This window comes from Cyclobacterium amurskyense (genome assembly GCF_001050135.1).
Classification (GTDB): domain Bacteria; phylum Bacteroidota; class Bacteroidia; order Cytophagales; family Cyclobacteriaceae; genus Cyclobacterium; species Cyclobacterium amurskyense.
This window is the reverse complement of sequence record NZ_CP012040.1, coordinates 80,307-97,466: the sequence shown is the minus strand read 5'-3', so window position 1 is coordinate 97,466 and position 17,160 is coordinate 80,307. Positions and strand designations below refer to the sequence as shown.

The 17,160-nt window shown below is 40.7% G+C and carries 14 protein-coding genes; 4 read left to right on the top strand and 10 right to left on the bottom strand.

The features are described from left to right. Nucleotides 1-122: 122 nt before the first annotated feature. From CA2015_RS24730 to CA2015_RS00380, 4 genes are read right to left on the bottom strand one after another with little or no spacing between them, the layout of a single operon-like run. Nucleotides 123-452, bottom strand: coding sequence for a hypothetical protein (locus CA2015_RS24730; RefSeq protein WP_157470225.1), 330 nt, complete (start codon nucleotides 450-452; stop codon nucleotides 123-125). Beyond that, nucleotides 436-1,488, bottom strand: a complete 1,053-nt coding sequence (locus CA2015_RS00390; RefSeq protein ID WP_048640096.1) for a 2-oxoacid:ferredoxin oxidoreductase subunit beta — start codon at nucleotides 1,486-1,488, stop codon at nucleotides 436-438. Before CA2015_RS00390 ends, CA2015_RS24730 begins: the two co-directional genes overlap by 17 nt. Next, nucleotides 1,463-3,328, bottom strand: coding sequence for a 2-oxoacid:acceptor oxidoreductase subunit alpha (locus CA2015_RS00385; protein ID WP_048640095.1), 1,866 nt, complete (start codon nucleotides 3,326-3,328; stop codon nucleotides 1,463-1,465). Before CA2015_RS00385 ends, CA2015_RS00390 begins: the two co-directional genes overlap by 26 nt. Continuing rightward, nucleotides 3,325-5,106: an FAD-dependent oxidoreductase gene (locus CA2015_RS00380; protein ID WP_048640094.1), complete on the bottom strand. Its 1,782-nt coding sequence runs from the start codon at nucleotides 5,104-5,106 to the stop codon at nucleotides 3,325-3,327. Before CA2015_RS00380 ends, CA2015_RS00385 begins: the two co-directional genes overlap by 4 nt. Before the next feature lie 273 nt (nucleotides 5,107-5,379). On the opposite strand from CA2015_RS00380, the gene CA2015_RS00375 reads away from it, so the two are divergent. Beyond that, on the top strand, nucleotides 5,380-5,910 hold the full coding sequence (locus tag CA2015_RS00375) for a dihydrofolate reductase family protein (RefSeq protein ID WP_048640093.1): 531 nt from the start codon (nucleotides 5,380-5,382) through the stop codon (nucleotides 5,908-5,910). 103 nt (nucleotides 5,911-6,013) lie between these two features. Here CA2015_RS00375 and CA2015_RS00370 read toward each other — a convergent pair whose 3' ends face one another. Both CA2015_RS00370 and CA2015_RS00365 read right to left on the bottom strand, forming a co-directional pair. Beyond that, nucleotides 6,014-6,892, bottom strand: a complete 879-nt coding sequence (locus CA2015_RS00370) for a pirin family protein (RefSeq protein ID WP_048640092.1) — start codon at nucleotides 6,890-6,892, stop codon at nucleotides 6,014-6,016. Nucleotides 6,893-6,960: 68 nt separating this feature from the next. Next, nucleotides 6,961-7,554 carry a Crp/Fnr family transcriptional regulator gene (locus CA2015_RS00365; protein ID WP_048640091.1) on the bottom strand — a complete coding sequence of 198 codons (594 nt, stop codon included), beginning with the start codon at nucleotides 7,552-7,554 and terminating at the stop codon, nucleotides 6,961-6,963. A gap of 213 nt (nucleotides 7,555-7,767) precedes the next feature. Here CA2015_RS00365 and CA2015_RS00360 point away from each other — a divergent pair, with 213 nt between their 5' ends. From CA2015_RS00360 to CA2015_RS00350, 3 genes are all read left to right on the top strand, one after another. Further along, nucleotides 7,768-9,003: a sialidase family protein gene (locus tag CA2015_RS00360; RefSeq protein ID WP_048644271.1), complete on the top strand. Its 1,236-nt coding sequence runs from the start codon at nucleotides 7,768-7,770 to the stop codon at nucleotides 9,001-9,003. 182 nt (nucleotides 9,004-9,185) lie between these two features. Next, nucleotides 9,186-10,289 (top strand): acyltransferase family protein, encoded by a 1,104-nt coding sequence (locus CA2015_RS00355; protein ID WP_048640090.1) that lies wholly within the window; start codon nucleotides 9,186-9,188, stop codon nucleotides 10,287-10,289. A gap of 19 nt (nucleotides 10,290-10,308) precedes the next feature. Continuing rightward, complete coding sequence (locus tag CA2015_RS00350; RefSeq protein WP_048640089.1) at nucleotides 10,309-12,417, top strand: FG-GAP repeat domain-containing protein; 2,109 nt, start codon at nucleotides 10,309-10,311, stop codon at nucleotides 12,415-12,417. 417 nt (nucleotides 12,418-12,834) lie between these two features. On the opposite strand, the gene CA2015_RS00345 is transcribed toward CA2015_RS00350, so the two are convergent. The 4 genes from CA2015_RS00345 to CA2015_RS00330 all read right to left on the bottom strand — a co-directional run bounded on the left by CA2015_RS00345 (nucleotide 12,835) and on the right by CA2015_RS00330 (nucleotide 17,110). Next, a complete protein-coding gene (locus CA2015_RS00345; RefSeq protein ID WP_048640088.1) occupies nucleotides 12,835-13,140 on the bottom strand; it encodes a hypothetical protein in 306 nt (101 codons plus the stop codon). Between the two features lie 205 nt (nucleotides 13,141-13,345). Next, nucleotides 13,346-13,738 (bottom strand): hypothetical protein, encoded by a 393-nt coding sequence (locus CA2015_RS00340; RefSeq protein WP_048640087.1) that lies wholly within the window; start codon nucleotides 13,736-13,738, stop codon nucleotides 13,346-13,348. A 518-nt stretch (nucleotides 13,739-14,256) separates the two neighbouring features. Continuing rightward, nucleotides 14,257-15,222, bottom strand: a complete 966-nt coding sequence (locus tag CA2015_RS00335; protein ID WP_048640086.1) for an alpha/beta hydrolase — start codon at nucleotides 15,220-15,222, stop codon at nucleotides 14,257-14,259. Between the two features lie 121 nt (nucleotides 15,223-15,343). Further along, a complete protein-coding gene (locus CA2015_RS00330; protein WP_048640085.1) occupies nucleotides 15,344-17,110 on the bottom strand; it encodes a TIM-barrel domain-containing protein in 1,767 nt (588 codons plus the stop codon). Between the last annotated feature and the right edge of the window lie 50 nt (nucleotides 17,111-17,160).

The following is a 17,160-nucleotide window of genomic DNA, read 5'->3' as shown; positions in this document are numbered from 1 at the left end:
CCACTTCTGGCTTTCTGGGTCACCTTACGTGACTTCTTCAGGACTTGTGCATCATTAGGTATTTAAAGCAATCAGAGGCATTGGTGCTCTCAATAGCTAGCCGATGTATGGGTAGTTTTTCGCTACCCTATCGAGTACAGGTAAAAGTCTTCTGACCGTGAAGCTTGTAATATGCAAGGAACTTGTCTGCCAACTTCCAGATCGACTCTGGTGTTAAGGTGTAGATGAATTTTTGAACGTAGTAGTACTTGTCTGTCTCCTGAGCCAATGTCATGGAGTTTGTGTTCCCAAAGTATTAGTCTACTGGTTTTTATCCTGTCATGGCACTTGTGGATCCTGCAATCTTCCTCATCCTTAAAAGAAACCCCATCTCTAGTAAAAGCGATGGGGTTTTGTAATGGTGTTTGTTTCGAATGTGATGGTGTCAGGATTTTTTTACCTGAATCCCGCATTGATGGTGTCCAGTTTTTCAGTGCCCGGACACAGGGTGTTTTCCTTCATGGTATTTAAAGGTGTGTCTGAAGTGTTAATGATATCATGCAGGTCGCCATATTGGGTGTTGATATAGAGCAAGCCGGTGAGTATTTCATCCTTTAATCTTGCTTGCTGAATGGCATTGGCTGCGGATACCCGGTCTTCGGGATCCCAGTCCGGGGCCAATTTGTGTAACTTCATCTCAGAGCCATCATGTAGCGATACAGCCGTGCCCGTGCCTTCCTCATACTCGGCATGAATGGGTTTTTCTTCGGGGACAAAATCCAAGGTACCCGTGGCTTGCATGTGTTCACGTACATAATCATAGGATTTGGTTGATCCGGGATTGTTATTGAAAGTGACACAAGGGGACATTACATTGATAAAGGCCAGGCCTTTGTGTTGTATGCCTGCTTTGATTAAAGGCACCAGTTGTTGTTTGTCACCACTGAAACTTTGGGCCACAAAGGTAGCGCCTAATTCTACTGCCAAGCTGGCAAGATCCACAGGCTGAAACGGGTTGATAGATCCGGCTTTGCTCTTAGACCCTAAATCGGCAGTAGCTGAATCTTGTCCTTTGGTAAGTCCATAGCAGCCATTGTTCATCACGATATAGACCATGTTGAGGTTTCTTCGGATGGCATGCACAAACTGCCCCATACCGATGGAAGCTGTGTCTCCATCTCCTGAAACGCCAAAGTACACCAGATTTTTATTGGCCATATTGGCACCTGTAGCCACAGAAGGCATTCTGCCATGCACAGAGTTAAAACCATGGGAATTGCCTAGAAAGTAGGCAGGGGTTTTGGAAGAGCAACCAATGCCGGAGATTTTAGCTACCAGATGGGGCTCAATGTCTAGTTCGTAACAAGCCTGTACGATGGTGGCGCTGATACTGTCATGTCCACAACCTGCACAGAGCGTAGAAATACTGCCTTCGTATTCTTTAAGGGTGTATCCAAGTTTATTTTTGGGAAGCTTGGGATGTCTAAATAAAGGTTTCAGATAAGTCATGAGCTACGGCGGTTTTTTGCTTTAAATAATTGGTGATTTGTGAAGCGATTTCATCTGCAGTGATGGGCATGCCATCATAATTCAGTACAGGGGCTAGTTTCGCAGGATTGGTTTGCATTTCATTAATGATCAGGCTGCGAAGCTGCCCATCCCTGTTTTGCTCGATGACAAACACAAGCTTGTGAGATTGAATAAAGGCCTCAGTAGCTTCTCCAAAAGGGAAGGCTTTGATGCGAATGGCATCTAGGTGAATGCCTTTTTCTTCCAGCAAATCTTTGGCTTCTTCTGAAGAATAGGTGGAGGTTCCGAAGAACAACATGCCGATTTCCTGCCGATTTTCTTCTTGATACAAGTGGGGTTCGGGCATTATTTTTTTTGCCGTTTCCCACTTGGTTTGCAGGCGTTTCATATTGCGCACATAGGCTTCGCTGTTTTCAGTGTACACGGCATACTCATCTCGGGAGGTTCCTCTGGTGGTGAAGGCGCCTTTGGATGGATGGGTGCCGGGATAGGTTCTGTAAGGAATACCATCTCCTTCATTGTCCAGGTATCTGCCGTACCTGCCCATGGCTTCCAACTCTTCCCTGTTCAATACTTTTCCTCTGTCATATTTCTTTTCAGCATCCCATGTAAATGGCTCGCTCATATGATCGTTCATGCCCAAGTCCAGATCAGTCATCAAAATGATTGGCGTTTGAAGGCGATCTGCCAAGTCAAATGAGATGGCTGTCATGTCAAAACACTCCTTGGGAGTAGAGGGGAATAACAATGGATGCTTGCTGTCTCCATGGGAGGCGTATGCAGCGATGGTGATGTCCGATTGTTGCGTTCTTGTAGGCATGCCGGTACTGGGGCCGGCTCTTTCCACGTCTATCAGTACAGCAGGTACTTCTGCAAAATAGGCCAAGCCTATAAATTCACTCATTAAGGAGACCCCTGGGCCACTCGTGGCTGTTAGGGATCTTGCCCCATTCCAGTTGGCACCGATGACCATTCCCATGGCTGCCAGCTCATCTTCTGCCTGAACGATGGCATAGTTTTTCTTTCCTGTTTCGGGATCTATGCGGTATTTGCTTGCGAATTTTTCAAATGCCTCTGCAACAGAAGTTGAAGGGGTGATAGGGTACCAGGCCATTACCGTAGCCCCACCATATACGGCACCCAGTCCACAGGCTGTATTGCCATCCACCAATATTTTATCCTTGACAAGGTCTCTTCTTTCCAGTCTAATGGGTAGGGGGTAGTCAAAATGCTTTTTGGCATAATCCATGCCCAGTTGTAGTGCCTTTACATTTGGAGCGATCAGTTTCTCCTTGCCTGCAAATTGTTCTTTGAGCAAGGTCTCTAATACTTCAAACTCTATGTTTAGCAAAACAGAAAGGGCGCCTACATAGATAATGTTTTTAAATAGTTGTCGCTGTCTTGGGTTGCTGTAGTTTGCATTGGCCAATTCCATCATGGGAACTCCCAGATAATGGATATCTTCTCTAATCAGATCAGAATGTAGTTTTTTGGTGCTATCATACATCAAGTAGCCGCTGGACTGGACGCTTTCGATGTCTTGTCTCATGCTTTGGGCATTGACTGCCACGAGTAGGTCAACGCCTTCTCTACGGCCTAGGTAGCCTTTTTCGCTAACCCTTACTTCGTACCATGTAGGTAGCCCCTGAATGTTGGAGGGGAAAATATTTTTAGGAGTGACGGGAATACCCATCCTGAAAATAGCTTTTGCAAATAGAAAATTGGCACTGGCTGAGCCGGTTCCATTGACGTTGGCAAACCGGGCTACAAAATCATTTACCCTTGCTTTAGGGTGAGCAATGGTTTGTTCCTCATTCATATGTTTCCTGCTTTTGTTACACTGTAAAAATATTGTTTCATGTCCCATGCGGAGGTGGGGCACCTTTCTGCACATAGTCCGCAGTGAAGACATACATCTTCATCTTTTACCATGACACGTCCGGTTTTGAGTGTTTCTGATACCAAGATATCCTGTGATTTATTGGTTGCTGGTACCAGTAGTTTCTGTCTTAATTTATCCTCCTCCGGCTCGTTTCCTGTAAATGTGATACAGGTTGTAGGACAGACGTCCATACAGGCATCGCACTCTATGCAGAGATCAGCAGAGAAATCTGTTTGTACATCGCAGTTTAGGCAACGTTGAGCTTCTTTAAATCCTGTGGGCAAGTTAAATCCTAGCTCCACTTCTTTCTTTCGATCTACCAATGTCAGGGCTTTTTCTGCCTGTGGAACCAAGAATCTTTGATCGATGGTTACTGGGCTGTCGTAGCTCCATTCGTGGATACCCATTTTGGTGCTGAACAGCTTGGTAAACGGAGCAGGCCTTTGCTTTAGGTCTTTTTCTTCGCAAAAGAGGTTCATGGATACTGCAGCCTGGTGTCCATGAGCCACTGCCGTGATAACGTTTTCTGGTCCAAATGCAGCATCTCCACCAAAAAACACTTTAGGGTTTGTAGACTGAAAGGTTACCTTATCTACTGTAGGCATTTCCCATTCGTTAAACTCAAGCCCTATGTCCCTTTCTATCCATGGAAAGCTGTTTTCCTGACCTATAGCGATAAGTACTTCGTCTGCTTCTATAAAAACATCCGGTTCGCCGGTTGGAATTAGCTTTCTTTTGCCATTGTCATCATAGACAGCTTCCACCTTTTGGAATTTCATGCCTATAAGTTTGCCATTTTCCACTTCAAAACTAAGGGGGACATGGTTGTCAAATATATCAATGTCTTCATGCTGAGCATCTTCTTTTTCCCAAGGAGAGGCTTTCATGTCCTTGAATGGGCTTCTAACGACTACTTTTACACTCTCTCCACCCATTCGGCGAGAAGTACGGCAGCAGTCCATGGCGGTGTTACCACCACCCAAAACAATTACCTTTTTTCCAATCTTTTTGGTGTGTTCAAATGCTACACTGGCCAGCCATTCGATTCCGATATGGATATTGGCATCAGCTTCTTTTCTTCCTGGAAGTTTGGGAAGATCTCTACCTCTTGGAGCTCCAGTGCCTATAAATACGGCATCATAGTCTTGCTCTAGAATGCCTTTAAGGCTATCTACATAATGCATGAATTGGGTGTGAATACCCAAATCCAAGATGTAATTGACTTCCTCATTGAGGACTTCTTCAGGTAAGCGGAATGCAGGTATCTGACTTCGCATCATACCTCCTCCGGCTATTTGTTCATCAAAAAGATGGATTTCATAACCCAAAGGAGCAAGGTCTCTTGCTACTGTCAAGGAAGCAGGCCCTCCGCCTATAAGGGCGATTTTTTTACCATTGGAAGGGAATGGTGCATGAGGCATTAGGGCTTTGACATCTCCTTTGTTGTCTGCGGCCACTCTTTTTAACCTACAGATTGCTACAGGTTCTTCTTCTACTCTCCCTCTTCTACATGCCGGTTCACAGGGACGGTCACATGTCCGGCCTAAAACCCCTGGGAATACATTGGATTCCCAATTGATCATGTAGGCTTCGGTGTATTTTTCCTCTGCAATTTTTCGGATGTACTCAGGGACTGGTGTGTGGGCTGGACAGGCGTACTGACAGTCCACTACCTTGTGGTAATATTCCGGATTACTCGTATCGGTAGGCTTCATTATATATATTGGGTTTTGACCTTTACTTCATGGGTGCAAAGGCCGTTATTGCTAATTCAGAATAATTTTAGAAAACTTAAACCTGCAAAACAAATTATTGGAGAACATTTTTAACACTTAGCGCATTTTCCTTTCTGTGTTAGGTTGTTTCTATTCGTTTTAATATTTCTATTTACTGATTCTTCTTCCAAATAAAAATTAACCTTACTTTGGCCAATAGTTAATAGTGAAGTAGAGGTTTTTTAGTTGAGATGTTTATTTAATTTATTGATAATGAGAAAATTAAAACTATATATTGCCATAAGTTTAAATGGGAAGATTGCCAAGTCTGACGGTAGTGTCGATTGGCTTGAAGCTATCCCTAATCCAGAGAAAATTGATCACGGTTATGCTGATTTTTATAAATCCATTGATACGACCATTCAAGGGAATACTACTTATAAGCAAATCTTAAGTTGGGGAATCGATTTTCCTTATGCAGACAAAAATAATTATGTGTTTACAAGGGATAAAACCTTGATAAATACAAGTGACGTGGTATTCATTTCGGACAATCACCTGGATTTTGTCAAACAATTAAAAAACCAAAAAGGGGGAGATATTTGGCTTATAGGGGGAGGGCAATTGAACACCCTGTTGCTAAATGAAAAACTTATTGATGAAATCCAGGTTTTTGTAATGCCTATTGTACTGACTCAAGGTATTGATTTGTTTGAAAGCCTTCCTAGAGAGACTAAATTGACGCTTATCGAAACCAAAGCTTACTCTACTGGAGCAGTTGAAATAAAATACAAGATGAACTGAGGCAAAATTTTAAAATTGGTATTAGGATCATAGAATTAAACTCCTGGAGGGTGGTTTTATTTCCATTAACCCGCCGCTTCAGGAGTTGTAATTTCCTATTTCTTTAATCTTTTAAATAGCCAAATTTGCCATTGTTGAAATCATCGAAAGCTTCTAATAGCTCTTTTTTTGTGTTCATCACAAATGGTCCATGTGAAACTATGGGCTCATCAATTGGTAGTCCACTTAAAAGCAATAGGAGGGCTTCCTTATCGGCTTCGACCTCAAAAGTTTCTCCATCATTCGCCATTAATGCCAAATGATCCGTTTGTATTTTTTCATTCCCATTGATAACGATGCTCCCTTCCAATACAAGGAGAGCTGTATTGTAATTGGAAGGAAATGTAAAGACTGCTTTGCCACTTTCGTTCAGCTTTACATTCAAAACATGTAATGGTGTGAAGGTGGAAGCAATACCTTTGGTTTCGTTGTATTCTCCAGCAATTACCTCTATATGTCCTGCATCGTTTTTCAATTTATGTTGGTTGATATCTTCTTTTTTTATGGCTTGGTATTTTGGTTCACTCATTTTGTCTTTTTGGGGTAGGTTCACCCAAAGTTGGACCATTTGAAAAATGCCTCCGGTTTTGCTCCATTCTTCTTCATGGTATTCCTTATGCAAAACCCCACTTGCAGCTGTCATCCATTGAACATCGCCTTCACCGATCACTCCGCCACCACCACTACTGTCATGATGAGCTACTTTTCCTTTGTAGGAGATTGTTACCGTTTCAAAACCCCTGTGCGGATGGACCCCCACTCCCTTTGGATTGCTTGATGGTGGAAATTTGTAGGGTGAATTATAATCCAACAAAATAAAGGGGTTCATCCGTTGCATATCTAGAACAATACCACTGGGGATAAAGGTATGCACACGAAAACCATCACCAACAAAGTGGGGTTCTCCAGGACTTGCTACCAATTCTACTGTTCTTGTTTTCATAGCTGTTTAATTTTATTTAGCAAACCTACATTTAGAACATGGTCCTTGCATTGATGTATGATAAGAAATTATACTTTGAAGTTTTTGAGAGTCAATTCCTTACGGACACGACTCAGGCTTTCGGGAGTGATGCCTAGATAGGATGCTACCATTGTTTGAGGTACTCTTAAAAGTATGTCAGGGTACATCTTTACAAACTGTAAATACCTGTCTTCAGCGGCAGTACTTAATAACAGGTTAATTCTGTTTTGTAAGTGTCGAATATGGTTGTGAAGCAATCTATTGTTGAAGTAGGTAAACTTTGGGATTTTATTGGAAAGCAGATGGACTTGTTCTTCATCTATCAATACAACCTGACTGTCTTCCAATGCCTGAATAAAATAAGTTGATGGCTTATTGAAATAGGCACCGTCTCTATCTGTAACAAACCAATTTTCAGGAGCGAAAGTTAAAATGTGCTCCTTTCCTTTTTTGTCAATAGAAAATTGACGTAGCAGCCCCTTTTCTATAAAAAAGGTGTATTTGCAGTATTCATTTTTTCGTAATAAAAAGTCCCCTTTTTTAACCTTTTTTTTCTTGCAGGTTTCAACGATTGATAAAATTTCGTTTTCGTCAACCTTTAGATTTGAAATTAAAAAGTCCTTTAATGTAACGTCGTTCATTATCGTCCGAATGGTTTTTTGAATGGTATTGACAAGGGTATTCCTTTGAAAAAGGAGACCTAATCAACAATAAATAAGTGGAATGCTGGCAGGTGAAAACCAGTCAGATAAAAGTACCGTTATTTTGTGAAAAAACGGTGGTTTATAAGGTCAGTTTTATGTATGTTTCCTTATTATTGGTTATTTATCCTACTCCTGAAAAAGAATATTAGCATGTTGAACCGTAGAAAATTTCTCCTTAAAAGTAGTGCTTCCTTCCTGGTACTGAGCCTTCCTCAAGTGGGTTTCTCCTTTCCTAGAGCACCTTTGGTACCGGATTTTACGGTCAGCTTAGATGTGGTGGCCAAGCTTTTTGATGGCAAACAATGTTGGGTGCATCCTAGAGCAGGAAAGGTGAATGGAACAAAAGAGATTGTCATGACCATGAGTACACTGGACTTGGAAGGAAGCGATGTATTTAAAGGAATGTATCAGATTCGGAGTATGGATAAAGGGAAAACATGGACAAAGCCTGAAAAGTCCGAGCCTTTAGCTCCTAAAATGGAAACCATAGCTGGTTTGGAACGGCCAGTAGCGGCTGCTGATTTTTGGCCCAAGTGGCACGAAAAGTCAGGCGTGCTTTTGGGAACAGGCCATACCATTGTTTACACTCCTGACTGGAAAGTCGATCATCATGGGGCAAGACATACTTCCTATTCTGTCTACGACCCCAAGAGTGCTGAATGGCTGCCGTGGATGAAATTGGAAATGCCGGAAGGTGATGAACTTGCAAGTGCAGGGGCTGGATGTGTTCAGCGACTGGATTTAGCTGATGGCTCAATTTTATTACCCATATATTATACTTCTCAGGGAAAAAATTCCAGAGTAACGGTATGTCATTGTAGTTTTGATGGGAAGACATTGCGGTATTTAAAGAAAGGGAATTCACTTTGGGTGGATAATGAGACCAGAGGTTTGCACGAACCCTCGTTGATGGAATTTGGGGGTAAATATTTTCTTACCATCAGAAATGACCTGCAGGGTTATATTACTTCCAGTAAGGACGGTTTGCATTACGATGAGATCAAACCATGGACTTTTGACGATGGATCGCCCTTGGGTAATTACAATACCCAGCAGCATTGGGTAAGGCATTCCGATGGATTGTACTTGGTATATACACGTAGAGGTGCAGACAATGATCATGTTTTCAGACACCGTGCGCCATTGTTTATGGCCAAGATTGACACCGAAAAGTTAGCGGTAATCAGAGAAACAGAAATTGCCCTAGTGCCAGAGAGAGGTGCCAGACTGGGTAATTTTGGAGTAACAGAAATAAGTCCAAAAGAAACATGGGTGACTGTTTCGGAATGGATGCAGCCAGAAGGAGTAGAGAAGTATGGAAGCGATGGCAGTGTTTATGTTGCCAAGATAAATTGGAAAAAGCGCAATAAATTATTTGGCAAATAATCTTGATGCTATGTCTTTACAGTTGGTGCTGATCTGTTTTACCGCCTATTAGAGCTATTATAATCCTTGTTTTTCAAAAGATCAAACATAAACCCAGAAGCGTTTAACCAATTCAATTTAGATTTTTGTTTAAATAAATTGATATATTACCTTCTTTCCACCACCCATTAAAGTTTATTTTCATGAATGAGCAAACCATCAAACCCAACAGAATCCTCTCCATAGATGCACTGAGAGGATTTGATATGTTGTTTATTATTTTTGCGGATCGTTTTTTCGCTCTGCTTCACAAAGGTTCCCAATCCACGATTACAGGTTTTTTGGCCAACCAATTTGACCATCCCGATTGGTTTGGATCCACCTTTTACGATATCATCATGCCGCTGTTCCTTTTTATGGTGGGGGCTGTTATTCCTTTTTCCTTGTCCAAAAGAATGCAGGAAAATACAGGAAAGGCTCAGATTTATAAAAAACTCTTTAAGCGGGTCTTTATCCTGTTTTTCTTGGGATGGATTGTTCAGGGAAATTTACTGGCCTTGGATGTCAATACCTTTAAAATCTTTAGCAATACCCTTCAAGCGATTGCAGTAGGCTATTTCTTTTCTTGTCTGGCTTTTATTTATTTGAGCAGGAATGGGCGCTATATTATGTTTGCTGCTTGTTTGATCATTTATGCCTTGATACTCACAGTTCCCAATGTTCCGGGAGTTGGTCAAAGTGTGATTCTTCCTGATAAAAATTATGCTTTGTATTTTGATCATTTGGTATTGGGTCGATTTGACGATGGCTATCAATACACCTGGGTACTGACTGGTTTTGGATTTATAGCTACTACCTTGTCCGGACTCTTTGCTGGAGAGTTGATTAAATCCAATCTTCCTAGAAATAAAGTGGCCCTTTACCTATTGATTGTGGGTGTTGCAGGATTGGCATTGGGCATGATTTGGGGAATTTGGCATCCGATTGTAAAAAAAATATGGACCAGTTCATTTGTGCTCGCCTCCTCTGGCGTTTGTTTTCTTTTAATGGCCCTGTTTTACTGGATCATTGATGTGAAAGGTAAGGTGAAATGGACTTTTATGTTTAAAGTGATCGGGATGAATGCCATTACTGCATATGTGCTTTCCCATGTCATTAGCTTCCCTGATATAGCCCATTTTCTATTGTATGGTTTGGAGCAATATACAGGTGCCTATTATGGTGCATTGACCACCCTTGGTGGTTTTGGCTTGCTTTACCTTATATTATGGTACATGCATAAAAACAATACTTATATTAAAATATAGCAATAAACATTTTACAATAATGATTAAACCCATTAAAACCTGGCTGCCTATTTTAGCAATAGGTAGCCTTTTCCTCTTTTCCTGTGGAACGAACCAGCCGTCTGCAGAATCAAGCATTTATGGTGACAATATGCTTCACAAACTGGCCTATAATAATCCTGGTTTGCTGGTAGACTTAGATGCTGGTTTTAAAGCCGTACCCATGCCCATGGACTTTGATGGGGATGGAGATCTGGATTTGTTGATTTCAGAATCCGGAAGCTATACGGAATCCGGAATTTTCTACTTTGAGAATATTTCAGGGAACACGGAAATGCCTGTATTTAGAAGGAGAATGAAGGTGTCTTTTGAAAGAAGGAGGTTGGGCGATGATGGTTCCAGGTTTCAGGCCTCTTATGTGGGGGAAGGAGTGCACGTGCTTACCCCTGATAGGGTTAGAGAAAAGCTTTTGATTTATAAAAATGTGCCTCAAAATGTCTTTTGGGATGAAAATGAAGTGCATTTACCTGTTGATGGATACGATTACTTGCACAACTGCAAAACAGAGTGGAAAATTATTGATTTTGATGGGGATGGTGTCCATGATTTGATGGCAGTTGCCACACGGGACAAACCCAGAACTTACCGAGGCCGGATAGGGGAACTGGCGAAAAAACTTGAATTTGTAACCGATGGAAAAAGCCATGTATTGTTTTTGAAAAATTCTGGCACCAATGAGGATCCAGTATATGAAAGTCCCCAAAGACTTTTGAAATCAGATGGATCTCCTTTATCCGAAGGGTTATCGATGAAACCCATGTTTGCGGATTTTGACAATGATGGAGACTATGATTTTTTGAGTATTGGTAAAAACCATGAAAATTTTGACATTGACTGGAACGATGACTTTATCGTTTACTTCGAGAATACCGGTTCTGCTACAGAATATGAGTTTGGCCTAGGGATAGCTTTGAAAATTGATGGACTTCCCATCCAATATGAGTCTAGGGCTACCATGCATCAGACGGCAATTGACTGGAACAAAGATGGTTTTATGGATATTTTGGCTGGGGATGAAGATGGGAAAATCTCTTACCTCAGGCATACTGGAGAAATCAAAGACGGAATACCTCAATTTGCAGCGCCAGTATATATTCAGCAAGAAGCCAAATATGTAGATTTTGGTGCTTTAGTGGCGCCTAGGATTTTTGATTGGGATGGAGATGGATTGGATGATATTATTAGTGGAAATGGAGTGGGACATATTGGCTTCATTAAAAACCTTGGAGGGAAAGACCCTGTATGGGATGCTCCTCAATTGCTTGAGGCAGATGGAAAGCCTATCCGGTTGATTCAAACGGAAGCCCTTCCCAACACTGAGGCCCCAATTTGGGGGTATAGCACCATTGATGTGGGGTATTGGGATGAAGATGATTTGCCGGATATTCTGGCCAATGAACACAATGGAAATATTGTGTTTTTTAAAAATACTGGTAGCAAGAAAGCCCCTAAACTGGCAGCCCCACAGCCATTGTACGTGGAATGGGAAGGCGAACCACTTCGGCCTGACTGGGTGCCCGGTGTGGCCAAAGCAGACAATGAATTATTGGCTCCTTGGAGAACATCTCCATTGATTATGGACTTTAACGATGATGGATTAAATGACCTGGTCATATTGGATCATGAAGGTTATCTGGCAGTGTACCCGCGGAAAAAGGTAAACGAAAAGCTAGTGTTGATGCATCCGCAAAGGAATTTTGTCTTTCCTGACGGTAAGCCCATATTGCTCAATCAACGTACAGGGTCAAGTAGTGGAAGATTAAAAATTACTTTTCACGATTGGGATGGTGATGGACTGGAAGACCTGATTGTTTCCTCCAAACCAGCAGTAGACTGGATGAAAAACAAAGGAATGAAGGATGGTAAATTGGTTTTGGAATACATGGGAAGAGTGCTTTCCAAAACCCTGATGGGGCATACCGATGGCCCTGTTGTTTCTGACTTCAATAAAGACGGGATACCTGACCTTGTAGTAGGAACTGAAACAGGGCAATTCTATTATTGGCAACGCTCAAGTTTTGATATCACCTCTACCATGACCACCGAGGGAAAACAAGAGCCTGCTGATTACCCGTATTTTAAAAGGTAAGAGCCTATCCTCATTGCGAGCTTAAGCGAAGCAATCTGAATTGTAATGGCAGTGTAAAGATTTCGAATAGGGTCATTGGATAATATAGGGCATATACCTATTCCCACGGACTGCCGCAGTCGCAGTGCTGATTTACTTTACCATTTTTGTACGCAATTACTCCCTAGCAGTGACGATAATACCACAGCCTAAGTTATTGGCCCTAGGTAGCCAATATTATGTGACAGTGTTTTGGCGGTATTGTTGCCTTTTCTTGCAACGATACCGTTGAAATCTCTACCCAATTTAGGGGGCTAATCTTACTATTTTAAATGTTTTAGAATCAGGGATTATTTTCTTTTTACCGATATCATTTTTGCAAATTTTATTCGCTTTTGTTTCATTTTCCATTTATTAGGCACCTTCAAGAGATTCCTTTTAGCCACTAATTGCAGCGGTAATAATCAGAAAGAATAGCAAGGAGTTTAAAATAAGTCTCAAAGACGCAAAACCAAAACGCTTGTCTTTAAAAAGACTGCCAGCTGTGTTTTTGAAAATCAATGATAAGAGCCAAATAATGGCAATGACGTTGATAAGGGTAAGGAAGGATAGAAAATAAAATAGTACTGGAAGATCTAAAATCCTGTAAAAGATACCATATAGGACATACATCAAAACAGTAAAGATTGAGGTGTTGCTATTCCATGAATTGATTAGACGATCATTGTTTTTATTATAAAGCATAGTAACAATCAGTAAAATCCAAAATCATTAGTCCTACACCAACCCATCCCAGTGCTCTACGGCCGACTAAACGTAAAGCTTTAACTGTGGTTTGAACACTACCCAAAGCTCGGGTATTCCTCATCAGGTCATACAACCCTGTAATGCCTAACGCCGTATTGAGACATGAACGGATTCTTGGATCGATAGAAAAGTTGTAATTTGATTAATTTATTGCAAATGAAAGTTCTGCGAGTTGTTGATCAGAAAAATCTTCAATCTCTCTTATTTCATGGGTAGACATTTTATTTAGATCTCCACTTCTAGCAAGGTTATTTAAAAACTTGCTGTGTAAATTTCTCCCATTTTTAATAAGAGGATCTAGAGAATTTTTAATTTCTTTTTCCAAAATATCAGCACTTATTCTTCCGTTTTCAAATTCATATTGAATTTCTGCAATATTGCCAATAATATTTTTTAACTCTTTATGAGAAAGCAGGTCTTCTCCCTGAATTTCAAAGCTATCAAAAGTCTGGGAATCATGTAAATTTTCATCACAGGAAAAGATGGAAAATATTGAGAAAATGATTAAAATTGTTTTAATTCTTTTAGTAAGCATTTTAAAACCAATTTATAGATTATAATTGGCCATTTCGCTATAGAACACGTTATCAAAAGGCTACTAATATTGGCGACTGAATTGTATTGGGGATAATCCAACCTTTCGATTTTTACAAAAACAAACCTTAATTTAGTAAAATGGCTTGAAAAAAAAACTACTAAATCAACATCTGATATTAAGACAATATCATAAATGTTGATACCGTTAAACGTATTTATTGTTCGAATTCTGTTATTAAGATAATAATAATGAATTAAATTTCAAATTATTTTTGTTGTTCCTTTCAATAAAAGGATGTTCTTTAAGTTACCTATTCCTACAGACAACTGTGTTCAAAGCCGGGTTTCCTTTATTAAACCTTTTGTATCCTCCGGCTAGAGATGAAGAGATCCAGTTTAATTAACTTAAATAAAAGAAAACTTCATGATCTTCAGCTTAAAAGGGGTTGCGGACATCCAAATTTTTAACCAGTCTAGAGACTTTTATAGATTGGAGCCGGTGTGACTATTCCCGTATCATAGGTGTTTCTCTAAAAAAGCATCAATATAAAATTGGGCATATTCATTTACTTTTTTGGCAGCATCCATGGTATGTGGCCAACCTTTGAGTCGGTGGTAATCATGGTCTACACCGGCCTGATCTAACCAACTGGCAAGTGAATCTGATTGGCTGACAGGAACCAATGAATCAATGGTTCCTTGAAAAATTAAAGTAGGGGGATCATCGGGACTGATAAAGGTACTTGGTGAGGCAAGTTTGTACATCTCAGGGATTTCTTCATAAGTAGCGCCCATAAAACTAAGTACCTGCTCTGTGGTAATGGCATAGGGAGTAGTGATGTCTACAGGGCCATAAAAATCTACAATCGCCTTTACCTTACTATCTGTACCAAGCTCCTTACAGTCTTGGTTGAATAATGTTTCATCCCCTCCATAACCCAGCAATAGCGAAAGGTGTCCACCCGCAGAGCCACCGATCAGCACCATGCGTTCCGGGTCAATGTCATAATCAGCAGCATGTTGCTTAACCCATTTGATTCCACAGTTGACATCCTGGGCAGCTGCCGGAAATTTCGCAACACCTGATAGCCTATAGGAGAGAGTTACCGTCACATAACCTTTCTGCGCGTAATCGATCATATAGGGCAAATAATCCTGCCGCTTACCTTTTTTCCAGGCTCCACCATGGATAAATACCATTGTAGGTGCAGGAGCTTCCAAGCCTTTCTTTTTGTAGATATCCAATTGTAAATCAATATCTCCTACGGTTTTATAAGTAACATTTTTTATCGCCTCTAAATCATCCGGTACAGGGGGCTTAGAATCGATTAGATCTAACATTCCCAAACCGTAGGCCATTTTGAGGAACGTTTCATTCATATATCCTTTGGGTGCTTTGATTGGGCGGTCAGGGTCTGTTGCTGCAGTTTTGCATCCAAACACACAGAATAAGGTAAGGAGTACAAGAAGTGTATTTTTCATAGTTAGTTGATCTTAATTAAGCCATGTATTGACAGTTGAGTGTTTTTTTAAACTGTTAACTCTATTTACAGTATACCATATAGGCTTCTAATGTTTTTATTTTCAGGTCATCTTGTTTAGTTTAAAAATTGATTAGGTATAGTCCATCTCTGTAGCTTGAAGTTTTAATTTGTAACTTTTTAGTTTCCGTATTATAATTATAATCAACTTCTTCTAAAAGTAGCTTTCCATCCAAAGTTATATTTGAAGGCTTGTTCTGGGATTTGATATTAAGGATATGTGGAATTTGTTTTCCGGAAATTTCAACCGTCAAGTTTTTCCCTAAGTTTTTATAAGTCAAGACCGTGCTTTTATCCTTTTCTCTAAACACCTCAAAATTTGATTCTTCCAAGTCTGGGTAGATTAGAAAAGTCAAATAACCTTCATCCTCTGGTTTTCCTATCCCTGTGTAAGCACGTTTGATATGCATTGGTACGATGGCACCTTCTTTGATATAAACCGGGTATTCCTCCAATGAGAATTCTTGTTTAAAAGTGGTGGGCCCTTCGATTAACTCTGTGTCATCAAACCAATAGCGCCATTTTCCTTTTGGGAGCTTGACTTCATTTATCAATCTGTCCTGGTAAATAGGTGCAACCAAAAGACTTTCCCCAAACATATAATGGTATTTCCCTTCTATGGGTTGCATCAAACCAAATCCGCCTTCATGAGCAGATACTACATAATGATACATATAGGGAACCAACTCAGTATGCAACCAGGAGTATTCTCTAATGATATTTAATTCTTCCTCACTGCGTTTCCAAAGCCTGCGTTCCCCATGTCCACCATTCAAAAACAATCCGTTGAATGTGGAAAATTGGGCCCATCTGATGTAGAGTCTTGGTGGGATTTTGCCTCCTGAAAATCCCGCAATATCAGATCCTATGACATTGTAGCCCATTTCAGCACTTTTCAGGATGCTTGTGATGGCAGACTCAAAACCCTGAATGCCTTCCAGTGCAATGTCTACCTTATCTTCTTTGGCTTCTTTCAGCATTTCGCTTGTCACCCATTCGTGCTTTTGATCACCTACCCAGTTTACCGGAGATGCATCAAAGGGAGCAAAACCTTCCGGATGAAAACTACGATCCATGGATCTTGACAAAGTGACAAATTCCGGGTTTTGCCTTAGACCATGCTGGTACTCATCCCGGTAATAATGATCCATGTAGGTTCGCGTGGTCATAAGACCTGAAGCCGTTTTTTTGTAAAAAAAGGGGATGCCTGCAATGTTTTTCCAAAACAAGGTGGCTGTACCATCCAGTTTCCAACCATCTATGCCTAGGTCAAAAACCTTTTGCTGCATGCCGCGCCACCATTTCATGGCATCAGGATTGGTATAGTCAATAAAACCGCCTCTTCCTTTCCACCATTTATTCTCTATCCCATCAGAGACCAGGTATCCTTTGGATTTTGCTTTTTCATACCACAGGGGATCTTCTTTTAGTTGAAGGTCTTTGTTATAACTGTTGACCATGGTTGTCATCCACAATACCACCCGGTACCCTTCGTCCTGAAGGTTAAAGAACCAGTTTTTATAATCCGGATAAAGCGTGGTATCCACATCAAAATCATTGTAGCGGTAAGCCCAAGGACTGTCAATAAGTATGGTTCTAACGGGAATGTCATGTTCTTTGTAACCGTCCAGTAGTTCATCAACAAAGGCCGCTGTATTGACATCGTCTTCCCATAACCAGCATTCCAATGCCCAGGCGGGTGTCAAAGGCAATTGCCCATGTCTTTGTGAATTAAAGGGATAGCCCCAGAGTGGGAATATAAAATAGAAGTAAGCAATTACAAACAGTGAAAAAATTACTGCCAAAGTAATTTTAAAAAACGTATTCATGGTTACCTCAACTTTTTAACGTTTGAAATGAATTGATCTGAATAGGTTAA

Excerpts from the sequence above, each read along its gene's own strand:
- CA2015_RS24730 (WP_157470225.1), bottom strand. The coding sequence starts at position 452 with ATGCGGGATTCAGGTAAAAAAATCCTGACACCATCACATTCGAAACAA.
- CA2015_RS00390 (WP_048640096.1), bottom strand. The coding sequence starts at position 1,488 with ATGACTTATCTGAAACCTTTATTTAGACATCCCAAGCTTCCCAAAAAT.
- CA2015_RS00385 (WP_048640095.1), bottom strand. The coding sequence starts at position 3,328 with ATGAATGAGGAACAAACCATTGCTCACCCTAAAGCAAGGGTAAATGAT.
- CA2015_RS00380 (WP_048640094.1), bottom strand. The coding sequence starts at position 5,106 with ATGAAGCCTACCGATACGAGTAATCCGGAATATTACCACAAGGTAGTG.
- CA2015_RS00375 (WP_048640093.1), top strand. The coding sequence starts at position 5,380 with ATGAGAAAATTAAAACTATATATTGCCATAAGTTTAAATGGGAAGATT.
- CA2015_RS00370 (WP_048640092.1), bottom strand. The coding sequence starts at position 6,892 with ATGAAAACAAGAACAGTAGAATTGGTAGCAAGTCCTGGAGAACCCCAC.
- CA2015_RS00365 (WP_048640091.1), bottom strand. The coding sequence starts at position 7,554 with ATGAACGACGTTACATTAAAGGACTTTTTAATTTCAAATCTAAAGGTT.
- CA2015_RS00360 (WP_048644271.1), top strand. The coding sequence starts at position 7,768 with ATGTTGAACCGTAGAAAATTTCTCCTTAAAAGTAGTGCTTCCTTCCTG.
- CA2015_RS00355 (WP_048640090.1), top strand. The coding sequence starts at position 9,186 with ATGAATGAGCAAACCATCAAACCCAACAGAATCCTCTCCATAGATGCA.
- CA2015_RS00350 (WP_048640089.1), top strand. The coding sequence starts at position 10,309 with ATGATTAAACCCATTAAAACCTGGCTGCCTATTTTAGCAATAGGTAGC.
- CA2015_RS00345 (WP_048640088.1), bottom strand. The coding sequence starts at position 13,140 with ATGCTTTATAATAAAAACAATGATCGTCTAATCAATTCATGGAATAGC.
- CA2015_RS00340 (WP_048640087.1), bottom strand. The coding sequence starts at position 13,738 with ATGCTTACTAAAAGAATTAAAACAATTTTAATCATTTTCTCAATATTT.
- CA2015_RS00335 (WP_048640086.1), bottom strand. The coding sequence starts at position 15,222 with ATGAAAAATACACTTCTTGTACTCCTTACCTTATTCTGTGTGTTTGGA.
- CA2015_RS00330 (WP_048640085.1), bottom strand. The coding sequence starts at position 17,110 with ATGAATACGTTTTTTAAAATTACTTTGGCAGTAATTTTTTCACTGTTT.